Annotated in this window: 14 protein-coding genes; 7 read left to right on the forward strand and 7 right to left on the reverse strand. The window is 68.3% G+C overall.

Annotated features, from left to right (window positions below):
* Positions 1-199: 199 nt before the first annotated feature.
* The 4 genes from ACT54R_RS01425 to ACT54R_RS01440 are packed head-to-tail and all read right to left on the reverse strand — an operon-like array spanning position 200 to position 5,235.
* Complete coding sequence (locus ACT54R_RS01425; RefSeq protein ID WP_476322707.1) at positions 200-1,447, reverse strand: ABC transporter substrate-binding protein; 1,248 nt, start codon at positions 1,445-1,447, stop codon at positions 200-202.
* Between the two features lie 43 nt (positions 1,448-1,490).
* A complete protein-coding gene (locus ACT54R_RS01430; protein WP_476322710.1) occupies positions 1,491-3,884 on the reverse strand; it encodes a xanthine dehydrogenase family protein molybdopterin-binding subunit in 2,394 nt (797 codons plus the stop codon).
* Positions 3,881-4,369 (reverse strand): (2Fe-2S)-binding protein, encoded by a 489-nt coding sequence (locus ACT54R_RS01435; RefSeq protein ID WP_476326336.1) that lies wholly within the window; start codon positions 4,367-4,369, stop codon positions 3,881-3,883. The genes ACT54R_RS01430 and ACT54R_RS01435 overlap by 4 nt, the downstream gene beginning before the upstream one ends.
* A gap of 8 nt (positions 4,370-4,377) precedes the next feature.
* Positions 4,378-5,235 (reverse strand): FAD binding domain-containing protein, encoded by an 858-nt coding sequence (locus ACT54R_RS01440; RefSeq protein ID WP_476322713.1) that lies wholly within the window; start codon positions 5,233-5,235, stop codon positions 4,378-4,380.
* A 391-nt stretch (positions 5,236-5,626) separates the two neighbouring features.
* On the opposite strand from ACT54R_RS01440, the gene ACT54R_RS01445 reads away from it, so the two are divergent.
* From ACT54R_RS01445 to ACT54R_RS01475, 7 genes are all read left to right on the forward strand, one after another.
* On the forward strand, positions 5,627-6,253 hold the full coding sequence (locus ACT54R_RS01445) for a TetR/AcrR family transcriptional regulator (RefSeq protein ID WP_476326338.1): 627 nt from the start codon (positions 5,627-5,629) through the stop codon (positions 6,251-6,253).
* 339 nt (positions 6,254-6,592) lie between these two features.
* Entirely contained in the window at positions 6,593-7,861 is a 1,269-nt protein-coding gene (locus ACT54R_RS01450) for a DUF2778 domain-containing protein (protein ID WP_476322716.1), read from the forward strand.
* 325 nt (positions 7,862-8,186) lie between these two features.
* A complete protein-coding gene (locus tag ACT54R_RS01455; RefSeq protein WP_476322719.1) occupies positions 8,187-10,520 on the forward strand; it encodes a DUF3141 domain-containing protein in 2,334 nt (777 codons plus the stop codon).
* Between the two features lie 119 nt (positions 10,521-10,639).
* Positions 10,640-12,001: a bifunctional enoyl-CoA hydratase/phosphate acetyltransferase gene (locus ACT54R_RS01460; RefSeq protein WP_476322722.1), complete on the forward strand. Its 1,362-nt coding sequence runs from the start codon at positions 10,640-10,642 to the stop codon at positions 11,999-12,001.
* A 13-nt stretch (positions 12,002-12,014) separates the two neighbouring features.
* On the forward strand, positions 12,015-13,196 hold the full coding sequence (locus tag ACT54R_RS01465; RefSeq protein WP_476322725.1) for an acetate/propionate family kinase: 1,182 nt from the start codon (positions 12,015-12,017) through the stop codon (positions 13,194-13,196).
* A 14-nt stretch (positions 13,197-13,210) separates the two neighbouring features.
* Entirely contained in the window at positions 13,211-15,823 is a 2,613-nt protein-coding gene (locus ACT54R_RS01470) for a plasma-membrane proton-efflux P-type ATPase (protein ID WP_476322728.1), read from the forward strand.
* Between the two features lie 614 nt (positions 15,824-16,437).
* Positions 16,438-18,240 carry a methanol/ethanol family PQQ-dependent dehydrogenase gene (locus ACT54R_RS01475; protein ID WP_476322731.1) on the forward strand — a complete coding sequence of 601 codons (1,803 nt, stop codon included), beginning with the start codon at positions 16,438-16,440 and terminating at the stop codon, positions 18,238-18,240.
* A gap of 409 nt (positions 18,241-18,649) precedes the next feature.
* Here ACT54R_RS01475 and ACT54R_RS01480 read toward each other — a convergent pair whose 3' ends face one another.
* The 3 genes from ACT54R_RS01480 to thrC form a co-directional block, all read right to left on the reverse strand.
* The gene (locus ACT54R_RS01480; protein WP_476322734.1) at positions 18,650-19,303 is read right to left on the reverse strand and encodes a GNAT family N-acetyltransferase; all 654 of its coding nucleotides are present in this window, start codon (positions 19,301-19,303) and stop codon (positions 18,650-18,652) included.
* 62 nt (positions 19,304-19,365) lie between these two features.
* On the reverse strand, positions 19,366-20,631 hold the full coding sequence (locus ACT54R_RS01485) for a M16 family metallopeptidase (RefSeq protein ID WP_476322737.1): 1,266 nt from the start codon (positions 20,629-20,631) through the stop codon (positions 19,366-19,368).
* Entirely contained in the window at positions 20,628-22,040 is a 1,413-nt protein-coding gene (thrC, locus tag ACT54R_RS01490) for a threonine synthase (protein ID WP_476322740.1), read from the reverse strand. The genes ACT54R_RS01485 and thrC overlap by 4 nt, the downstream gene beginning before the upstream one ends.
* Positions 22,041-22,475: the final 435 nt, after the last annotated feature.

Genomic DNA, 22,475 nt, shown 5'->3' on the forward strand with positions numbered 1-22,475 from the left:
TGCGTTCCCCCTCTTCCGACGAACGCGGCTGATGCCAAGTCCGGGGAACGAGAGGCCGCGGGTGACGGGGGCGGCGCCGGAGTTCCAGACGCCGCCCCCTCATCCGGCTCGCGGCTGCGCCGCGATCCACCTTCTCCCGCAAGGGGAGAAGGCTCTTCCGCTCACATCCCCCGCGAACGAGCGGAAGAAGCGATGATCCTCAGGTGGGGAAGCCCAGCTCGCCGCAGGAGCGCAGCATCTGCTCGGAACCGGGGACGTTCTCCACGATGTCGAACAGGTCCTGCTCGCTCTTCATGTCAGCCTTCGCCTTGGACTTCAGCACCAGCACCGACTGCACCGACTGGTGATCGCACTTGCGGAAGTATTGCGGGCCCTTGGCCACGTCATACTTCAGGCCTTCAAGCGCCTCGATCACCTTGTCGGTGTCGGTGCCGCCGGCCTTCGCCATGGCCAGCAGCAACGCCGAGACGCCGGTGAAGCCATAGGCGCCGTAGTCCGTGGGAAGCGAGCCATAGGCCGCCTTGTAGGCATCGTTGAAGGCCTTGGCCGAGGGAATGGTGTTCTCCAGCGCCCAGTAATAGTTGGCGCCGCCGATGATGCCCTCGAACACGTCAGGCGCCACGGCGATGCGCTGATTGTGCAGCAGCACCGGCACCACGATCTGCATCTGCTTCTTCATGCCGAAGTCGTTGGCCTGCTTGATGGAGTTGGCCTGGTCACGACCGAAGTTGCAGATGGCGAGGATGTCGGGCTTGAGGGCACGGATGCGCGGCATCAGCGTGGAATAATCCGCCGCGCCGAAGGGGTGCAGGATCTCGCCGACGATCTCCGCGCCCAACTCGCCCGCCGCGCGCTTGAAGCCGCGCATCATCTCGTGGCCATACGCATAGTCGGCGCCGAGCAGCGCGACCTTGGAGCCCTTCTTGAAGGTCGCCCGCGCCACGGCCGCCGTGGTCATGTGCGGGTTCAGCGCCTCGTGGAAGGTATACTTCGAGAAGTCCTTCACCTCATTGATGGTGTCGGATTGGCTGATGGAGACGTAGATGACGCCACGGGCGCGCGTCACCTCGTTCACCGCGAGCTGCACGGCGCTGGAAAGCGCGCCGACCACCGCGTGGACCTTGTCCTTCTCGATGAGTTCTAGGGTGCGGGTTGCGGCCTCGCCGGCGTTCAGCTTGTCGTCACGGACCAGCAGCTCGACCTTGCGGCCGGCGATGCCGCCCTTGTCGTTGACGAGCTTCACGGCGAGTTCCGCGCTCTTCACCTGGTCCTTCGCCTCGGCGCCGAAGGGGCCGGTGAGCGGGGTGGGGAAGCCAATGCGGATGGTCTCCGCTTGCGCGCGGACAATGGCCGGCGAGGCGATGAGGCCAACGCCCGCGACGCCAAGGCCGGCGAGCACGGTGCGGCGGGATACGCTGGAGAGGGGATGGTCGGTCCGCTTGGTCATGAAATCCTCCCGGTGTGTCTTGTTTTTTGGCTGTGGGCGGTCGTCAGTAGGCGCCGAGCGCTTTCAGGATGCGCGCGGGGGTCATCGGGATCTGGGTCAGCTCCGCGCCCAGCGGCGCGAGGGCGTCGTTGACCGCGTTCAACGCGGCGGAGGACGAGGCGGCGGTGCCCGCCTCCCCGCAGCCCTTGGCGCCGAGTTCCGTATCGCGGGTCGGCGTTTCCATATGGGCGATCACGATGTCCGGCATCTCGCAGGCCATGGGCACGAGATAGTCGGCGAGCGAGCCGTTCACGAGCTGACCGGCATCGTCGTAGCGGCATTCCTCGAAGAAGGCGGCGCCAAGCCCTTGCACGACGCCACCGCGCACCTGCTCCTCTACCAGGAGCGGGTTGATGATGCGGCCGCAATCCTCCACCACGAAGTGCTTGAGGATTTTCACGAGCCCCGTCTCCGCATCCACCTCCACATGGCAGCCGTGGATGCCGTTGGTGAAAGCGAAGGGATAGCCGGACGGTGCGAAATGATGCGCCACGGTCAGCTGCGCGTCGGTGCCCGGCGGCAGCGTGTCCGAGCGGAAATAGGCGATGCGCGCCACCTCGGCGAGGCTGAGGCGCGCCACGCCGCCCACCTTGTCCACCACCTCGGCATCGATGAGATCGAGGTCCCCGGGCTGCGCCTGTAGGATGGCCGCGGCCACGCTCAGCACGTTGGCCTTGAGCTTGCGCGCCGCCTGCAGCGCCGTCTCGCCGCCGATCCCGGCACCGCGGCAGGCCCAGGTGGCGCCGCCATGGGGCGTCACCTCGGTGTCGCCGGTGATCACACGCACGATGTCGCGCGAGACGCCGAGATAATCGGCGACGATCTGGCCGATGATGGCCTCCGTCCCCTGCCCCTGCTCCGTCACCGAGATCAGGCAGCGCACCTCGCCGGACGGCGTGATCTTGATGACCGCCCCATCCTGCGCCGAGATGCGCGCGCCGCCGATGCCGTAGAAGGCGGGCGTGGGATTGGTGATTTCCACAAAGGCGGCGACGCCGATGCCGCGATGGATACCGCGCGCGCGCAGCTCCGTCTGCTCGGCGCGCAGACGATCGTACTCCATCAGCGTCTTGAGCTTCGCCAGGCAGGCCTCGTGGGAAAGTTGCTCGAACTTGTAGCCGGTAAGCGACTGGCAGGGATAGGCATCGTCTGGAATGAGGTTGCGCGCGCGCACCTTGAACGGATCGAGGCCCGTCGCGGAGGCCGCCTTCTCCATCAGATACTCGGTGACGGCGCAGGCGATGGGGTGGCCCACCGCGCGATATTGGCTCGTCTGCGTCTTGTTCTGGAACACCACCTTCAGGTCGGCCCGGTAGGCCTCCAGCCGGTAGGGCGCGCCGATGAGGCGGATGACCTGGTTGCCCTCCACCGCGCTGGTGCGGGGATAGGTGGAGAAGGGGCCGATGGCCGTCTCGTCCTCTACCGCCATGGCGAGGATGCGACCGTCCGCGCCCACGGCCGCCTTAGCCTTCACGCGATGGTCGCGGGCATGGATATCGGAAACGAAGGCTTCCAGCCGGTCTGCCACATATTTAACCGGCCGGCCCGCCAGCATGGACAGGCCGATGACCGCCATGTCCTCGTGATAGACGTGCAGCTTCACACCGAAGGACCCGCCCACATCTGGCGCCGCGACCCGCACCCGACCCTCGGGGATGCCGTAGTGACGGGAATAAAGATCCTGGAACTGGAAGGGCGTCTGGGTGCCGTGATGGACGGTGAGGGCGTGCTCGCTGGCATCGTAATCGGCGATGAGCGCGCGCGGTTCCAGCGTCACACCGGTGTGCCGGCCAAAGGCGAGGTCCGCTTCCACCACATGGGCGGCGGCGGCGAACAAGTCGTCCACCGCGCCGTTCTCCAGCGCACTACGGAAGCACAGGTTGTCGGAGAAGCCTTCCACGAGGCGCGGCGCATCGGGAGCGAGCGCGGTGTCGAGATCGGCGAGGACGGGCAGATCCTCATACTCCACCTCCACCAGTTCGCAGGCATCCTCGGCGGCCGCGCGGCTCTCCGCCACCACGGCCACCACCGCCTGCCCGCTCCACGTGACGCGGTCGAGCGGAAGGGGACGCTGGGGCTCGGATTTCATGCCCTTGAAATGGTCAAGCGTGCCGACCCAGGGCGTGCAAAGCTTCGCAAAGTCTTCACCCGTCGCCACCAGCGCGACACCCGGCGCAGCGCGGGCGGCTTCCACGTCGATACGCACGATGCGGGCGTGGGCGAAGGGCGAGCGCACGAAGGCCGCATGCAGCATGCGCGGCAGCTTCATGTCGGTGACGTAGTTGCCCCGCCCCGCCACCAGGCGCTTCGCATTGGGGCGCGGCAGCGGACGGCCGACATGAACGCCGGGCTGAAGATGGGGCGCCGCGCCGAGCGGACGATCGAAGGGGGCGTTCATTCCGCGCCCTCCCCGTTCGTCTTGCGGGCAGCCGCCTCGATGGCGTCGACGATGGCCTCGTAACCGGTGCAGCGGCAGTAATTGCCGGAGATGGCGTCGCGGATCTCCTCGCGATCCGGAACGGCGCCTTTCGAGATCAGGGCGTGGGCATTCACCAGCATGCCCGGCGTGCAGAAGCCGCATTGCAGCGCGTTGCGCTCATGGAACGCCTGCTGGAGCGGCGCCAGCGCGCCGCTGGCCACCAGCCCCTCCACCGTCTCTACCGACTGCCCCTGCGCCTGAACCGCGAAGACGAGGCAGGAATGCACCGGCACGCCGTCCAGCAGCACAAGGCAGGCGCCGCACGCCCCCATCTCGCAGCCCACATGGGTGGCGGTGAGTTCCAGGTCCGTGCGCAGGAAGTCCGCCAGCGTGGTGCGCGGCGCCACCGGGCGCGCGGTTTCCACGCCGTTGACGGTGAGCGTGAGGGGGACGGTGCCCGCCATCATGTTCATCAGCAGGTCTCCAGCTTGCGCAGCAGGCGCCCGAGCAGGACCCGGGCGAGGTGGCGGCGCATGGCGGCGGGGATTTCGGCATCGTCCAGCGGGTCGATGTCCGCATCGAGCGCGCGCTGGGCGGCTGCGATGGTGTCGGCGTCGAGAACCTTGCCGACGATCTCGGCCTCGGCACTGCGGGCGCGCACCGGCGTCGGACCAACCGAGAAAAGAGCGATACGCGGGTTTGCGATCACGGTCCCGTCGCGCTCGGCGAGAATGCCGCCGCCGACCATGGCGTAATCGCCGCGCCGGCGCGCCATCTCGTCGAAGGCCCAGACATGGCGCGGACCCGCGGCGGGCACATGAAGCGCCACGAGGATTTCGCCGGGCTCGATGGCGGTCTGGTAGAGATCCTGAAAGTAATCGTCTGCCGGAACGCGCCGAAGGCCGTCAGCCCCGGAAATCTCTATCTCCGCGCCCATCGCCAGCATCATGGCCGGGAACTCGGACGCCGGATCGGCCAGCGCCACGCTGCCGCCGACCGTGCCACGATTGCGGATCGCGGGATGGGCGACGAAAGGCGCGGCTGCCGCGAGCAGCGGCGCATGGGCGCGGATCAGCGGCTCGGTCAGCGTTTCGGCATGGCGGGTGAGCGCGCCGATGCGTAGGGTTTCCCCTTGCAGACAAACGCCACGCATCTCGGAAATGTCGGAGAGGTCGATCAGAACCTGCGGCCCCTGCAGCCGCATCGCCAGCGCCGGCACCAGGCTCTGTCCGCCGGAAATGTAGCTCGCATCGCCATCGGCCCCGGCAAAGGCGGCATGCGCCTCGGCAAGGTTCGACGGACGCGCATAGGCGAAAGCGCGGGCTTTCAAGGGCAGGTCCTCCCGGTCGTGGCTTCATTTTAGTGACCACTTGGTCACAACATGATCTCAGGCCGACCGGCCTGTCAATAGTGCTGCGTGGCAATCGCCGGAAAACTGGGAATGATCGTCCGCAAGCGAGTTATTGCAGTGCACTGCAACGTTATTCCCGTTCGTATATATGATTATTGCCTTCGCTCTTCTTTTCTTCGACTTGCCGCAGCCCCGCCTCGTTGCGACGCGTGCGCGAGATTGCGCCTCAACATGCTGAGGCCCTTGGTGGCGCGGGAAGGTTGCGCTATCGCAGGGCCGTGGGCGCCCGGCCCACGCGCCGAACGGACACGCCTTGAAGCCCACGCCCGACCAGAAGCAGTCGCCCCCCGGCCGCCCGCGCCGCCAGCACATGCGTGCGGCGGATCGCGAGCAGGCCATCATCGAGGAGGCGGTCCGCTTCTTCGCCGAGCACGGGTTCGAGGGGCAGACGCGCGAGTTGGCGAAGCGAATGGGAATTACCCACTCCGCCATCTACCGCTACATCCCCTCCAAGGAAGCGCTCATCGAGCGGGTCTACGAGCACGTCTATCTCAGCCGCTGGAAGGCGGACTGGTCGGCGCTGGTGACGGATCGGTCGAGGCCGCTGGAAGCCCGGCTCACGCAATTCTATCTCGAATATGTGGAACAGGTCTTCGACTACCACTGGGTGCGGATCTTCGCGTTTTCCGGCTTGAAGTCCTTCGACATCACCAGCCGATACCTCGCCATCGTAGGTGACCAGATCATCCTACCCGCCTGCGCCGAACTGAGGGCTGAGCTGGAGCTTCCGGCCCCGAGTCGGATACCCGTCAGCGAACGCGAGGCCGAACTGTTCTGGGGCCTCCACGGGCGCATTTTCTACCTCGCCATCCGCCGCTATGTGTACGGAACAACCACGCCCGAGGACCTCGATCCCATCGTCCGTGACGCGGTTCGTGCCTTCCGTGCCGGTGTCGCACCCGTGCTGAAGGACATCCTGGCGCAAGCTGAATCGTGAAGGATGAAGGGGTTGGCGGAGATCGGCGCGGATGACCTAACGTCAGTACAACCCCTCGCCAAAACCGCCGTCGCTTGGTAAAGTTTGCGTGCGAACGGCCTTGTTCTCGCCGTCGTGATCTGGTCTAGCGAGGGGCGTAAAGGGAAAAGAAACCGAATTTCGGCAGGTTTGCAGGGGCTGGCGGTAATGTGCGGCGGGGCCGCACGGGCGCAGCGTCCAGGGCCGGTGGTCGGTCGGAGATGATCCGAACCGGACAGGACTTGTGCGGTGCGAAAACCGAAGGACCCTGCAATGGACGAACGGAGCCGGTACCGACCGGCAGCGCTGATAGCGGGGACCATGAGGCACTCGGACCGGCAGGAATACGCAGCTTGGCAGGACCACGCGAGCGAGCAGGACGCGCGCGCCGGTCACGATGCGGGCTGGCGCGACCACGCTGAATGGGACCGGGACGACGCCGATCCCCACGCCGACTGGCACGACCGGGCCGACTGGCACTGGACACCCCACGTCCATGAGGAGGAGATCGACGCCTCCGACTACGACCCCCATGCCGCCGATCCCCGTGCCGACGATTCCCGTTCCGAAGGCATGTCCCGTCGCGGAACACTCGTGGGCATCGGCACCGGCATCGTTGCCGGCCTGCTGGTTGCCGCGGGGGCCGTCTGGTACTCGCAGGGCTCGTTCGCCTTCGGCGTCTCCGCGCCGCCGCCCCAGGTTTCCGAGCGCCCGGCAGTCCGCGCGCTGAGCATGGCCGCCGCCGGAACGACCGTGACCGAGATTTCCCTTGTCGTTGGCTCCGGTTCGCTGGGCGTCGATGCCGGCAGCATCTACCTGACCAACGTGGCCATCGACGGCCGGTCCTTTGCCGCCACAGCAGAGCCTTCCGACAATTCCGCGCGCCTCACCGGCCGGGTCGTGCCCCTGCCGATGGCCAATCCGCTGAACCGAAACCAAATTGCGGCGGCCGACGGAATCAAGGCGCTGGAGCAGTTCGACCAGGGCGGGGTCCCCCTCCCCCTGCGCAAGCCGGCCATGCCGAACCAGCGCCTCGCCTACGCATCCCTGCCCGACGCCTCCCTCACCGACACGCCCTCCGCCGTTCCCGGCAGTCAGGCCCCTGCGCCGGAGACGCCGACGCTCTCCGAGGATGAGCCGGCGCTGCCCACGCCCGGCAGCGGCTATGCCATCTACGATATCAAGGCCAAGGTCGTTTACATGCCGAATGGGGATCGGCTGGAGGCCCATTCAGGCTACGGTGATACCTTCGACGACGTCCGCGCCGTGAACAAGCGGATGGTGGGTCCGACGCCGCCCAACACCTACCAGCTGACCATGCGCGAATCCCTGTTCCACGGCATCGAGGCGGTGCGCCTCAACCCGATCGGAACCGGCCGGATGTACGGCCGCGCCGGCATCCTCGCCCACCCCTATCTCCTTGGTCCGCGGGGAGATTCCAACGGCTGCGTGTCGGTCAAGGACTACGACAAGTTCCTCGCCGCCTTCAAACGGGGCGAGGTGAAGAAGATGGTGGTGGTGGCCGAGCTGAAGCACGGCCCGAAGAAGGAGGAGAATTTCCTCCTGTCCTTCCTGAAGCCCAAGGACTAGCGGCTCCAGCCGCTCCTGCCCCCCATCGGTGGGCCGCGCAGAGCTGTGCTTTGCGCGCCACGGCGGAAAGCGGGACATCGCAAAGGGATCGCGCCCTTCCGGTAGCGATCAACCTCCCGCCCTCGCTGCACCGCGAGAATTTTTGCGCCATCCTTGCGCCAGATCAAATTCTCTCGACTTTTCGGACACATACGGATGCTCCCGCACCCGTAGATCAACGGAATTGACCCCGACGACGGACGGGACCTTAGCTGCGGCCATTCGCACCTGCGAAGCAGCGTCCGGCCTGCGAAACCGTTGGGCCGGCTAAAGACGGGAGCCCGTCATGGCCGCCGATACGACTGCCCCCTCCCCCTTCCAGAACCTGCTGCCGTTCGACCCGAATGCCGCCATGTCGGCATTCCAGAAGGGACTTTCACCGGCATTCAACCCGCCGTTCGGGGCCGGTTCGGCGGCGGTTCAGTCCGGACCGCTCGGCGCCTACCTCGTGGACGCCGCCCAGCGCAATGTCCTCTTCCTCGATCTCCTCCGCCGGAGGGGAAACGAGCAGCGCGACATGACCTCGCATCCCATGGCGACGGTGCTCACCTTCGACCATGAGGTGCTGGTGAGCGGACGCGCGCTGGCGCGGCCGATCAACTATTCCCTGTCCCGCATCGTCCCCCCTCCGGGTGTCGCGGTGGACCCGCGCAAACGGCCGGTAGCGGTGGTGGATCCGCGCGCTGGTCAGGGGCCGGGCATTGGCGGGTTCAAGACCGAGAGCGAGATCGGCGAGGCGCTGGCCACGGGGCATCCCGTGTACTTCATAGGCTTTGCCGCCGAGCCGGAGCCGGGGCAGACCTTCCTGGACGTGGTGGAGGGGCAGGTCGCCTTCTTCGAGCGCATCCGCGAGATGCATCCGGAGGCGCCGCCCACCTTCGCCATCGGCAATTGCCAGGCCGGCTACCAGACGCTGATGGTGGCGATGCTGCGGCCGGACCTGTTCGGCCCCTGCATGGTGGCCGGCTCGCCCATGTCCTACTGGCAGGGCGTGCACGGCAAGAACCCCATGCGCTACTCGGGCGGCCTCCTCGGCGGCTCGTGGCTGACCAACCTCGTCAGCGACCTCGGCCGCGGCAAGTTCGACGGCACCTGGCTGATCCTGAACTTCGACAATCTGAACCCGGCCAACTGGCTGTGGGGCAAGCAGTATGACGTCTGGTCGAAGGTGGATACGGAAGGGCCGCGCTATCTCGAATTCGAGAAGTGGTGGGGCGACTTCATCAAGCTGAACGGCGACGAGATCCAGTTCCTCGTCGATGAATTCTTCATCGGCGACAAGCTCACCCGCAATGAGGTGCGCTCCACCGACGGCAAGGTGTTCGACCTGCGCAACATCGCCTCGCCGATCATCGTCTTCACCTCGCAGGGCGACAACATCTCCCCGCCGCCGCAGACGCTGGGCTGGATTCTCGACCTCTACAAGGATGTGGACGACATCCGCGCCGAGGGCCGCACCATCGTCTACTGCATGAACCAGAAGGTGGGCCACCTCGCCATCTTCGTCTCGGCCAAGGTCGGCGCGAAGGAGGACGAGGAGCTGGTGCGCCTCATGGACCTGATCGATTGCCTGCCCCCCGGCCTCTATGAGCTGGTGATCGAGCCGGCGTCGGCGGAGCAGGTGAAGGCCGGCGGCGCGGCGTGGCATTCGCGCTTCGAGCTGCGCTCGCTGGACGACCTGCGCGCCTACGGCCGCAACAGCGTGGAGGATGATCGCGCCTTCGCCGCGGCGCGGCGCGTGTCGGAGATCAACCACTCGCTCTATCGCACCTTCCTCCAGCCGTTCGTGAAGGCGGTGGCGACGCCGCAGCTCGCGGATGCGCTGTTCACCTTCAATCCGCTGCGGCTCTCCTACACCTTGTTCGCGGACACCAACCCGCTGATGAAGGGCGTGGAGAAGCTCGCCGCCGAGGTGACGACCGCGCGCAAGGCCGTCGACGCCGCAAATCCGGTCCTCGCGGTCCAGACCTTCTGGTCCGACCAGATCAACGCGGTCCTCGACGGCTGGCGCGATGTGCGGGACCGGGCGGTGGAACAGTCCTTCTTCGCCATCTACGGCTCGCCGGTCCTGCAGGGGATGCTGGGCCTGAACATCGAGGGCAAGGTGCGCGAGCTGCCGGCCAACAGCCCGCAGAAGGAAGCCTTCCGCGACCGCAAGATCACCGAGTTCCGCGCCCGCGTGGCGGAAGGCGGCTTCAACGAGGCGCTGGTGCGCGCCTCGCTCTACGTGCTCTCGGCGACGCGGGCCATGGACGAGGCGGCCGCGCGCTCGCTCAACGAGGCCCGGCAGAAGCTGATGCAGCTGTCGCTGCCGGAGTTCAAGACGATGGTGCGCGACCAGCTCTACATCCTGCTTCTGGAGCGGGACAGGGCGGTGGACGCCATCGCCCGGCTGGTGAGCGACCCGGGCCAGCGGCAGGATCTGGTGAACATGGTGGCCGGCGTCGCCACGGCGGACGGCTCCTATACGCCCGGCGAGCGGGCTCTGGTGGAGCACCTCGCCGAAGTCCTTGGCGTGAGCGCGCCCAAGAACGCCACAGCGCCCAAGAACGTGGCGCTAGCGGCGGTGAAGACCGCGCCGGTTCCCGTTTCCGGCCAGAACCTCCCCGCAGCCGTCTGAGCCGGAAAGGCGGGCGCGGCGCATCCCCCGCGCCCGCCCGGACTCCCCGTTCCGACGCCCTTCCTCGCCGCCCGTTCCTCGCTTGGCCATCCCCGGGATGGCCCGAAGGAGGCATTGAAGTGCCCACCATCGCCAATCGCCTGTTCGAGGATATCAAGGCGGGGGACAAGGCCTCCGCCATCCGCATCGTCCGCACGCCGGACCTGCGCGCCTGGGGCGCCGCCTTCGGCGATGCCGGCGTGCTCGCCGGTGCGGGGGCGGGCCAGGCCGACGCGGGCCTTGCCGCCTCCCTGTTCGCCGCCCTTGTGGGCACGGCCCTGCCCGGCCCCGGCGCGGCCATCCGCGCCTCCAGCGTGAGCATCGTCGCGCCGCTGCCGGCGGACGCGCCGCTCACCGTTTCCCTCGCCGTGCGCGAGACCCATGCGGCGGACCGCACACTCGGACTCGACGGCGCGATTGCGGCGCCCTCCGGCGCCATCGTCGCCACCGCCCGGATCACCGTCGCCGCACCAGACAAAGCCATCAGCGTCAGCGTGCCCGAGCACCGGCTGGAGGGCCTGCTGGAGCGCTGCAAGGGGCTTGATCCCCTGCCCACCGGCGTCGTCCACCCCCTGAGCCTCGATGCCCTCTCCGGCGCCCTCGACGCGGCGGCCGCGGGGCTCATCCAGCCGGTGCTGTTCGGGCCGGAGGCGGACATCCGCCGCATCGCCGCGGCCGGCGGCCTCGACCTTTTCGGCACGCGCATCGTCTCCACCACGGGCGAGGACGATTCCGCCGCCAAGGCCGCGGCCGCAGCCGGCGCGGGCGAGGTGGGGGCGCTCATGAAGGGCAGCCTCCACACCGACGTGCTGCTCCATGCGGTCATGGCCAAGGAGGCGGGGCTGCGCACCGGCCGGCTGCTCAGCCATTGCGCCATCCTGTCCGTGCCCACCTATGCCCGGCGCGTGCTGGTGACGGATGTGGCGCTCAACATCGCGCCCGACACCGACCAGAAGCGCGACATCTGCCAGAACGCCATCGGCCTTGCGAAGGCGCTGGGCATCGGGACGCCCAAGGTCGCGGTGCTGGCGGCGGTGGAGATGGTGCACACCAAGATGGCCGCCACCCTCGACGGCGCCATCCTCTCCAAGATGGCGGACCGGGGCCAGATCGTCGGCGGCATCGTGGACGGACCGCTCGATCTCGACGCGGCAGTGGACGTCGCGGCTGCGCAGGTGAAGCACATCGCCTCGCCCGTCGCAGGGGTGGCGGACGTGCTGCTGGTGCCCAACATCGAGGCCGGCAACATGGTCTACAAGAACCTCGCCTTCATGGCCGACGCCCAGACCGCCGGCCTCGTGGTGGGTGCCCGCGTGCCGGTGATGCTGACGAGCCGCGCCGACAGCGCCGAGGCGCGCCGCTTCTCCGCCGCCGCGGCGGTGATCTACGCCGACGCGCTGAAGCGCACCCCCGACGCCATCCTTCCCCGCGCCGCCGACTGAGCGAGGCACCGCCATGACCGACGCCGTCCTGGTCGTCAATTCCGGCTCCACCAGCCTCAAGTTCGGCGCCTATGCGACGTCGAACGCGGAGGACCCGCCTTTGCTGTGCCGGGGCGGCATCGACAGCATGGCGGGCGATCCGCACTTCATCGCCAAGGAGCCCGATGGCAAGCCCATCGACGCCCACGAATGGGGCTCCGGCCATGCGCTGAGCCACAAGGAGGCGCTCGCCTATATCGTGACGTGGCTGGAGCAGCACGAGGCCAACATCAAGGTGGTGGCGGCCGGGCACCGCGTGGTGCTCGGCGGCACGCGCTTCGCGGGGCCGGCAAAGATCACGCCCGAGGTGCTGGACTATCTCGACGGGCTGTCTGCCATGGAGCCCTCCCACCAGCCGTTCAACGTGCGCGGCGCGCGGGCCATCGCCGAAGCCTTCCCCGGCCTGCCGCAGGTGGCGGTGTTCGACACCTCCTTCCACCGCACCATGCCGGAGGTGGCGCAGATCTATGCCCTGCCCAAGACCGTGCGCGACACCGGCGTGCGGCACTGGGGCTATCACGGCATCTCCTACGACTACATCAGCCGGCAGGTGCCCAAGGTCGCGCCCGGCGCGCGGCGGGTCATCGCCGCCCATCTCGGCGGCGGCGCCTCGGTGTGCGCGATGCTGGACGGGAAAAGCGTCGAGACCTCCATGGCGTTTGCCGGCCTGACCGGCCTGCCCATGGCCACCCGCTCCGGCGACGTACCGGCGGACGTGATCTTCTATCTGCTGCGCTCCGCCGGCTACACGCCCGAGGCGCTGGAAAAGCTGCTCTACGGCCAGTCCGGCCTCCTCGGCCTCTCCGGCGACAGCGCCGACATGCGGGTGCTGCAGGACAGCGCGGCGGCCGACGACCGGCTGGCCGTGGACTATTTCGTCTATTGCCTCGTGAAATTCATCGGCGCCTATGCGGCGGTGCTGGGCGGGCTCGACGCGCTCGTCTTCACGGCGGGCATCGGCGAGAACTCGGCCAAGGTGCGCGCCGCCGTGCTGGAGCGCCTCGCCACCGTCGGCCTCACCCTCGATCCGGCGGCCAATGCCGCCAACGGGCCGCGCATCACCACGGCGGACAGCGCCGTCGCGGCCTTCGTGATCCCCACCAACGAAGAACTGATGATCGCCCAGCACACGCTGGCGCTCACCCGTTCCGCCTGACCGGGAGCTATCCAATGGCACAGAGCGCAGCCCTCGCCGCCGCCCCGCCCGCCCAAGCGCCGGCCAATAAGCCGGCCGAGAAGCCGGCTTCGTCCTCCAGCGGGCCGGTCCGCCTCGACGCCGCGGCCATCGCCGCCAAGTTCACCGAACTCGGCTCCTCGCCCAAGGGCCTCACCGCTACAGAGGTGAGCGCGCTTCAGGCGAAGTACGGCCCCAACGCCATCGTCGCCCATGAGGACAGCCGCTGGGAGAAGCTGGTCGGCTATTTCTGGGGGCCGATCCCCTGGATGATCGAGGCGGCGGCGCTGCTCTCCCTCATCCGGCAGGACTGGCCCGACTTCATCGTGGTGATGGGCCTGCTCATCTACAACGCCATCGTCGGCTTCTGGCAGGACAGCAAGGCCGCGAGCGCCCTCGCCGCGCTGAAGAAGGGGCTGGCGCTCAAGGCCCGCGTGCTGCGCGACGGCCAGTGGGTCACGGTGGACACCGCCGCCCTCGTGCCGGGCGACGTGGTGAGCGTGGCCGGCGGCGAGACCCTGCCCGCCGACCTCCTCCTCACCGAGGGCAAGTATCTCTCCGTGGATCAGGCGGCGCTGACCGGTGAATCCCTCCCCGTCTCCAAGGGCGTGGGCGACAGCGGCTATTCCGGCTCCATCGTGCGGCAGGGCACCATGACGGCCCTCGTCACCGCCACCGGCAATGCCACCTTCTTCGGCCGCACGGCAAAGCTCGTCGCCTCGGCCGGCGCCAAGTCGCATGCGGAGAAGGCGGTCATCCAGATGGGGGACTTCCTCATCATCCTCTCCGCCGCGCTGGCGCTGGTGCTGGTGGTGGCGCAGGTCCACCGCGACATCATTGCCGACGGGCATTGGGAGTGGCAGCACGCCGGCGCCATCGTGCAGATCGTGCTGGTGCTGCTCGTGGCCTCGGTGCCGGTGGCGACGCCGGCGGTCATGTCCGTGACCATGGCGCTGGGCGCGCTGGCGCTCTCCAAGCAGCAAGCCATCGTCTCCCGCCTCTCGGCCATCGAGGAACTGGCCGGCGTGGACGTTCTGTGCTCTGACAAGACCGGCACCCTGACGCTGAACCAGCTCACCCTCCAGGCGCCCATCCCGTGGGGCAGTGCCAGGTCCGACGATCTCATCCTTGGCGCCGCCCTCGCCTCCCAGCGCCAAAGCGACGATGCCATCGACAAGGCGGTGATCGCCGCGGTGAAGGACCCCAAGGTGCTCGACGGCTACAAGAGCGTGGACTTCACGCCCTTCGATCCCGTCAGCAAGAAGACGGTGGCGAGCGTCAGCGGCCCCGATGGCAAGACCGTCCATTTCGCCAAGGGCGCGCCGCAGGCCATCGCCGCCCAGTGCGGCCTCTCGGAGGCCGATGCGAAGGGCTATTTCGACGCGGTGGAAGCCCTCGCCCGCAGCGGCACCCGCGCGCTCGGCGTCGCCTGCTCGGACGACGGCACCACGTGGACGCTGCTCGGCCTCCTGCCCATGCTCGACCCGCCCCGGCCGGACGCGGCGGAGACCATCGCCAAGGCCAAGGCGCTTGGCGTCTCGGTGAAGATGGTGACGGGCGATGACGTCGCCATCGGCGGCGAGATTTCTCGCCAGCTCGGCCTCGGCGACCGGCTCCTCGTGGCGAGCGACGTGTTCGGCAAGGATTCCAGCCCCGAGCACATCGCCATCGACGCCGCCCGCGCGGTGGAGGTGGCCGACGGCTTCGGCCGCGTCTTCCCCGAGCACAAGTTCCAGATCGTGAAGGCCTTGCAGGAGCGCGGCCACATCGTCGCCATGACCGGCGACGGCGTGAACGACGCCCCCGCCTTGAAGCAGGCCGATTGCGGCGTCGCCGTCTCCGGCGCCACGGACGCGGCCCGCAGCGCCGCGGCGCTCATTCTCACGGCGCCGGGCCTCTCCACCATCATCAACGCCATCATGGAGGCGCGGGCGATCTTCGAGCGGATCACCAGCTACATTTACTACCGCATCGCTATGACGCTGAACATCATGCTGGTGGTGGTTCTGGTTTATCTGGTCTACGACTTCATGCCGCTCACCGCGATCATGATCGTCGTCATGGCGTTGCTTGACGATATCCCCATCATGACGATCGCCTATGACAACGTGAAGGTTCAGGACTCGCCGGTGCGCTGGAACATGCACCGCATCCTCTCCTTCTCCACCATCATGGGGATCATGGCGCTGGTGCAGAGCTTCGGCATCGTCATGCTCGGCATGTTCTGGATGAAGAGCCCGGAACTCATGGCCCGCCTGCCCATGGACCTCTCCCACATCCAGACCATGCTGTTCCTGCAATTGTGCGCCGGCGGGCACCTCCTGTTCTTCGTCTCGCGGGTGCAAGGCACGCTGTTCCGTCCGCCCTATCCCAGCCTGCCCGTGCTCGCGGCGGTGATGGGCACGCAGGTGTTCGCCATCCTCATGTGCGCCTTCGGCTGGTTCATGCCGGCGCTGCCGTGGCTGCTCATCGGCGTGGTCTGGGCCTATTGCCTCGTGTGGACGCTGGTGATGGACCTCGTGAAGGTCATCTACTTCCGCTTCGTGAATGCACGGGAGCGGCGCATGAGCCTGATCGACGCCTCCATCGGCCCGGTGCTGCCGGGCTGAGCCTCCCCGATACCAGCGATGCCCCCTCTCCCCTTGCGGGAGAGGGTTGGGGTGAGGGGTATGCCTCCGGCAGAACCGGCATCTGGGACTAATGGGCAGGCCCGCCCCCTCACCCCCGACCCCTCTCCCGCAAGGGGAGAGGGGAGTCCCAACTCTGTCATCGGCCAGACACGCCGGGCGATCCACGGTCAGGCCGGGGCGGGTTTTTCGGCAATGCGCGAGCGGATAGGTGGATCGCCCGGACACGCCGGGCGATGACAGCTTGGGGAACGTGAAGCGTATGTCCCGCACAGCACCAGCGGTGCCCCCTCTCCCCTTGCGGGAGAGGGTTGGGGTGAGGGGTATGCCTCCGGCAGAACCTGCATCTGGGACTAATGGGCAGGCCCGCCCCCCTCACCCCCGGCCCCTCTCCCGCCCGAACTCGGCTGTTGCCGAGTTCGGTTCGTGAAGGTCGAAGTCGGCAAAAGCCGACTTCGAGGGGAGAGGGGAGGAAAGTTGCGCTAGAGCTGCCCCTGCGGCGCGGTTGCGTCGCTGGCGTGCGGCGAGGATGCTGCGGGCGCGGGGGGAGACCTTCGCGCCCGTTCTGCGTCACGACACCCGGACCGCTTTCGCCGATGACACGTCTTCTGCCCGCCCTCCTCCTCGCCTTGCTACCGGCCGCCGCCCTCGCCAATGACGACGTGCTGGCGCGCACCGCCACCGGCGCGGAGCAGGTGCTGCAGACGGTGAACTACGCCAACACGCGCTATTCCCCGCTGAAGCAGATCGACGCCGGCAACGTGGACCGCCTTCAGGTGGCGTGGACCTTCTCCACCGGCGTCCTGCGCGGGCACGAGGGCGCGCCGCTGGTGGTGGGGGACGTGATGTATGTCCACACCCCCTTCCCCAATGTGGTCTACGCCCTCGACCTGAAAAACGAGGGCCGCATCCTCTGGAAATACGAGCCCCGACAGAAGAAGGACGTGGCCGCGGTGATGTGCTGCGATCTCGTCAATCGCGGCCTCGCCTATGCGGACGGTCTTATCTTCCTGCATCAGGCCGACACCACGATCGTCGCGCTCGATGCGAAGACGGGCGCGAAGCGCTGGTCCGTGGCCAACGGCGATCCGGCGCTCGGCGCCTCCAACACCGCAACCGTGATGCCGGTGAAGGACAAGCTCATCGTCGGCATTTCCGGCGCCGAGGCCGGCGTGCGCGGGCACCTGTCCGCCTACGACCTCAAGGACGGCCACCTCGTCTGGCGCGCCTACAGCACGGGGCCGGATGCGGAGATGCTTTTCGATCCGGAGAAGACCACCGAGCTGGGCAAGCCCGTGGGTCGCGACTCGTCGCTCAAGAGCTGGTCGGGCGACCAGTGGAAGATCGGCGGCGGCGCCACCTGGGGCTGGTTCGCTTACGACCCCAAGCTGAACCTCGTCTATTACGGCACCGCCAACCCCGCCACCTGGAACCCCACCCAGCGGCCGGGCGACAACCGCTGGTCCGACACCATCATCGCCCGCGATGCGGACACCGGCCTCGCCCGCTGGGTCTACCAGATGACCCCCCACGACGAGTGGGACTATGACGGCGTCAACGAGATGATCCTCACGGAGCAGGAGGTGGACGGGAAATCCACCCCGCTCCTCACCCATTTCGACCGTAACGGCTTCGCCTACACCCTGAACCGCGAGACGGGCGCCCTGCTCCGGGCGGGAAAATACGAGACCACCGCGAACTGGGCGACCGGCATCGATCTGGACCCCGCCAGCCCCACCTTTGGAAGGCCGAAGCGCGACCCGGCCTATTCCACCGAGCGGGAGGGTGAGGATGTCACCTACACCGGCATCTGCCCCTCATCGCTCGGCGCCAAGAACCAGCAGCCGGCAGCCTTCTCGCCGCAGACGCAGCTGTTCTACGTGCCCGTGACCCGCATGTGCATGGATTACGAGCCGTTCCACGTGGATTACGTGCCCGGCCAGCCCTATGTCGGCGCCACCCTCTCCATGCACCCCGGCCCCGGCATGGACGGCAGCACGGGCGCCTTCATCGCCTGGGACGCGCTGAAGGGCGCGGCGGTCTGGTCGAAGCCGGAGCTGTTCTCCGTCTGGTCGGGGGCGCTGGCGACGGCGGGGGGCGTCGTCTTCTACGGCACGCTGGAAGGCTTCTTGAAGGCGGTGGACGCGAAGACGGGGAAGGAGCTGTACCGCTTCAAGACGCCCTCCGGCATCGTCGGCAACGTCACCACCTTCCTGCAGGGGGGCCGGCAATATGTGGCGGTGCTCTCCGGCGTCGGCGGCTGGGCCGGCATCGGCCTCGCCGCCGGCCTCAGCGATCCCGGCGACGGCTCCGGTGCCAACGAGGCCTATGCGGCGCTGAACCAATATACGGCGCTGGGCGGGCAGCTCACGGTGTTCGCCCTGCCGAGGGGCGAGTGAGGGGGGAGCGCTTCTCCCCTCTCCCCTTGCGGGAGAGGGGCCGGGGGTGAGGGGTGGGATTCATCCGGAAGCGCAGGCGCTGGAACGGACGGCGCGATACCCCTCACCCCAGCCCTCTCCCGCAAGGGGAGAGGGGGTGCGGCCAGCACGTGAAGACGCCGCCGGCCTCTCCGAGCGTCCCGCCGCCCTGCCCCGTTCCCCCGACAAGCGACGGCGCAGCCGGGCGCTGATCCGGGGTCCAGCGCAAGAGTCCCCGCGCAGCGGGGCAAAACGCGAGGGCGGTGGGGTCAGGAAGCGCCTGCGGCGAACTCTTGCGCTGGGCCCCGGCTCGCATTCCGCTGGCGCTGCATGCGTCCGGGGCGCGAGGGTGGCTCATCGCGCCACCATCGCGAAGAAACGCGCGTGCCCCCTACTGCGCCGCCGGCGGCACACGGCTCAGGCGGGTGGCGAGGGTGTCGTCGCGGGACCTGAGCCGGGCGATGGGGTCGCTCTTGAGGCGGGCGAAGAGGATGTGGTCCTCCCACGACCCGTTTATGCAGAGATATTCCCGCGAATACCCCTCGCGGGTGAAGCCGCAGCTTTCCAGGAGACGGATGGAGGCCTGGTTGTGGGGCATGCAGGCCGCCTCCACCCGGCGCAGGTGGAGCACGTCGTGGGCCACGGGCAGCAGCGCCGTGACTGCCGCCCGCATGTAGCCCTGCCCGGCATAGGGCGCGCCCATCCAGTAGCCGAGGCTTGCCGCCTGGCACACCCCGCGCCGCACGTTGGAGAGGGTGAGGCCGCCGACGAGTTCGTCGTCCGCGCGGCGGAAGATGAAGAGCGGATAGGCCTCGTCCGTCACCATGTCGCGGGCGTAGCGGCGCAGGCGTCGGCGGAAGGCGCCGCGGGTGAGGTCATCGGCGGGCCACAGGGGTTCCCACGGCGTGAGGAAGCCGCGGCTGATGTCGCGCAGGGTCCGCCACGCCACGAAATCCCGCATCTGCGGCACGCGCAGATACACGCCCTTCCCCTCGATGGTGGGGAGGGGCTCGGCCGGGAAGGGAAAGAGTGCGGACAGCCACATCAGGTTGCGCCCGAGCCAGACTCCGTTGCGGGGCGGACGGCAAGGCGCCGCCGACGCTCCGGCTAATGCCCCGACAAACGCTGCACCACCCGCGCAGCCGGTTCAAGCCCGCCCTTCGGCCCGATGACGCTGAGCGTCGGCCGGCCGCGGCCGATGAGACGCGAGGCTGCGGCGCGCACCGCCGCCACATCCACCGCCTCCACCTTGGCGACGATCTCTTCCACCGGGATCACCCGGCCGAAGCCGAGGATCTGACGGGCGAGCTGGTCGGCGCGGGCGCCGGAGCTTTCCAGCGCGGCAAGCAGCCCCACCTTCATCTGCGCCTTGGCCCGGGCCACCTCCAGCTCGGTCACCGTCTCCGCCGTGTCGAAGATCTGGTCCACCACCGCGTTGGAGAGTTCCTCAACGTCACCGGTGTCGGTGCCGGCATAGATGCCGAACAGGCCGGTGTCCTGATAGCTCCAGTGGAAGGCATAGATGGAGTAGCAGAGCCCCCGCTCCTCCCGCACATCCTGGAACAGGCGGGAGGACATGCCGCCGCCCAGCACGTTCGAGAGCACCTGCAGGGCGTGGTAGTCCGCATCCTTGTAGGAGCAGCCCTCCAGCCCCATCAGCACGTGAACCTGCTCCAGATCGCGCGCGGTCAGCCGCGTGCCGCCGGCGTAGGTCGCGGGCGACAGCTCCGGCGCGACGCCGTTGCCGACGCCGGAGAGGCGTGCGGCAGCCTCGTCCACGAGGCGGTCATGCTCCACCGCGCCGGCGGCAGAGACCACCATGCGCGGGCCACGATAGGTGCGCCCGAGATAGGCGCCGAGCTGGTCGCGGTTGAAGCCGCGCACCGTCTCCGGCGTGCCGAGGATGGAGCGGCCGACGCTCTGGCCGGGGAAGGCCTGCTCCTGGAACAGGTCGAACACCAGGTCGTCGGGCGTGTCCATGACCGCGCCGATTTCCTGCACGATCACGTTCTTCTCCCGCTCCAGCTCGTCGGGGGCGAAAGCCGGCTCGGTGAGGATGTCGGCGAGGATGTCGATGCCGAGGCCCACGTCCTCGCCCAGCACGCGGACGTTGTAGGTGGTCTGCTCCACCGAGGTGGCGGCATTGATGTCGCCGCCCACCTGCTCGATCTCCTCGGCGATGCGCCGGGCGGAGCGGCGGCGGGTGCCCTTGAACGCCATGTGCTCGAGGAGGTGCGAGATGCCGTGCTCGTCGCCCATCTCGTGCCGCGCGCCGGCGCCCACCCAGATGCCCAGCGAGGCGGTGCCGAGATGGCTCATCTCGTCGGTGATGACGGTGATGCCGTTGTCGAGGGTCGAGATCTTCACGCTCATGCCGCGGCGCCCCGGCCGACGCGGGCATGGGTGCGGATGAAGGTCTCGATGGCCACGAGGTCGTTGGGCAGCACGCTCACGCTTTCCTTGCGGGTCAGAAGGTCCGCCATGTGGGGCGGCAGGCAGGGGCGGATGCCGGTGGCGGCTTCCACCGCATCGGGGAACTTGGCCGGATGGGCGGTGGAGAGCACCACCTGCGGCACCTTCGCCGCGTGCTCCACCTTGTCCGCCACCGCCAGCGCCACCGCCGTGTGCGGATCCGCCAGATAGCCGGAGGACTGGTAGAGCTTGGCGATGGTCTTCGCCGTCTCCGGCTCGTCGGCGCGGCCGGCGGAGAAGTCGCCGCAGATGGCGGCGAGCGCGTCACGCGGCACGGTGAAGGCGCCGGACTGGCCGAGCGAGGCCATGAGCTGACGCACCTTACCGCTGTCGCGCTCCAGCGCCTCGAACAAGAGGCGCTCGAAGTTGGACGACACCTGGATGTCCATGGACGGCGAGGAGGAGGGATGCACGCCCTTCACCTCGTAGCGTCCCGTCTCCAGCGTGCGGGCGAGGATGTCGTTGACGTTGGTGGCGATGGAGAGGTCGCGGATGGGCAGGCCCATGCGCTTGGCCACGTAGCCCGCGAAGATGTCGCCGAAATTGCCGGTGGGCACCACGAAGGAGACTTCCCGGTGCGGCGCGCCGAGCGCGGTGGCGGCATAGAAATAATAGACCACCTGCGCGACGATGCGCGCCCAGTTGATGGAGTTCACACCCGCCAGCGCGAGGGAATCGCGGAAGGCGTGGTGGTTGAACATGGCCTTCACATGGGCCTGGCAATCGTCGAACGTGCCCTCCACGGCGATGGCGTGGACGTTTTGCGCGTTCACGGTCGTCATCTGCCGGCGCTGCACCTCGGACACGCGCTTGTGCGGGTAGAGGATGAACACATCCACCGCATCCGAATGGCGGAACGCCTCGATGGCCGCGCTGCCGGTGTCACCGGAGGTCGCGCCGACGATGGTGGCACGGGCGCCGCGGGCGGCGAGCACATGGTCCATCATGCGGGCGAGCAACTGCATCGCCACGTCCTTGAAGGCCAGGGTCGGGCCGTGGAACAGCTCCAGCAGGAAGCGGTTGGGGCCGAGCTGCGTCAGCGGCGTCACCGCCGGATGGCGGAAGGAGGCGTAGGCGTCGGCGATCATCAGGTCGAGCACGCGCTCGGGCAGCGCATCGCCGACGAAGGGGGAAATCACCGCCTTGGCCACCGCCGGATAGGGTTTTCCCGCCAGCGCGGCGATCTGGTCCGCGCTCAGGGTGGGGAATGCCTCCGGCACATAGAGGCCGCCGTCGCGCGCCAGACCAGCCAGCAGCGCATCGGAAAACGACAGGACAGGAGCTTCGCCCCGGGTGGAAACGTAACGCACGGGCCCTCGACACGTCTTGAGAGGCCCAAAGCGGGCCTCAAGCCAAACTACCCGCAAGCGCGCTCGCGGGAAAGGCGGGGTGGAGATGGGGCGTAAAGAGGGGCGCTTGGGCGGTGAGCGCTGCTGTCCCCTGCGCCGTCGTCCTCCGGCTCGACCGGAGGACCCATGGTCGCATTTGTCCCGGTGTTCTCGTGATGGCGCCATCGGGGGGATGGGCCCTCCGGTCAAGCGGGAGGGCGACGGCGAAAAGAGAAGCGCCGCAGCGGGCGAGAACGGGCGGGCGGTGGCGACAGGCGCCGCGTCCAGGGACCAAGCCACGCCTGCCGTCGTCCTCCGGCTCGACCGGAGGACCCATGGCCGCATTTGTCCCGGTGTTCTCGTGATGGCGCCATCGGGGGGATGGGCCCTCCGGTCAAGCGGGAGGGCGACGGCGAA

It is taken from the genome of Xanthobacter sp. DMC47 (genome assembly GCF_056313845.1).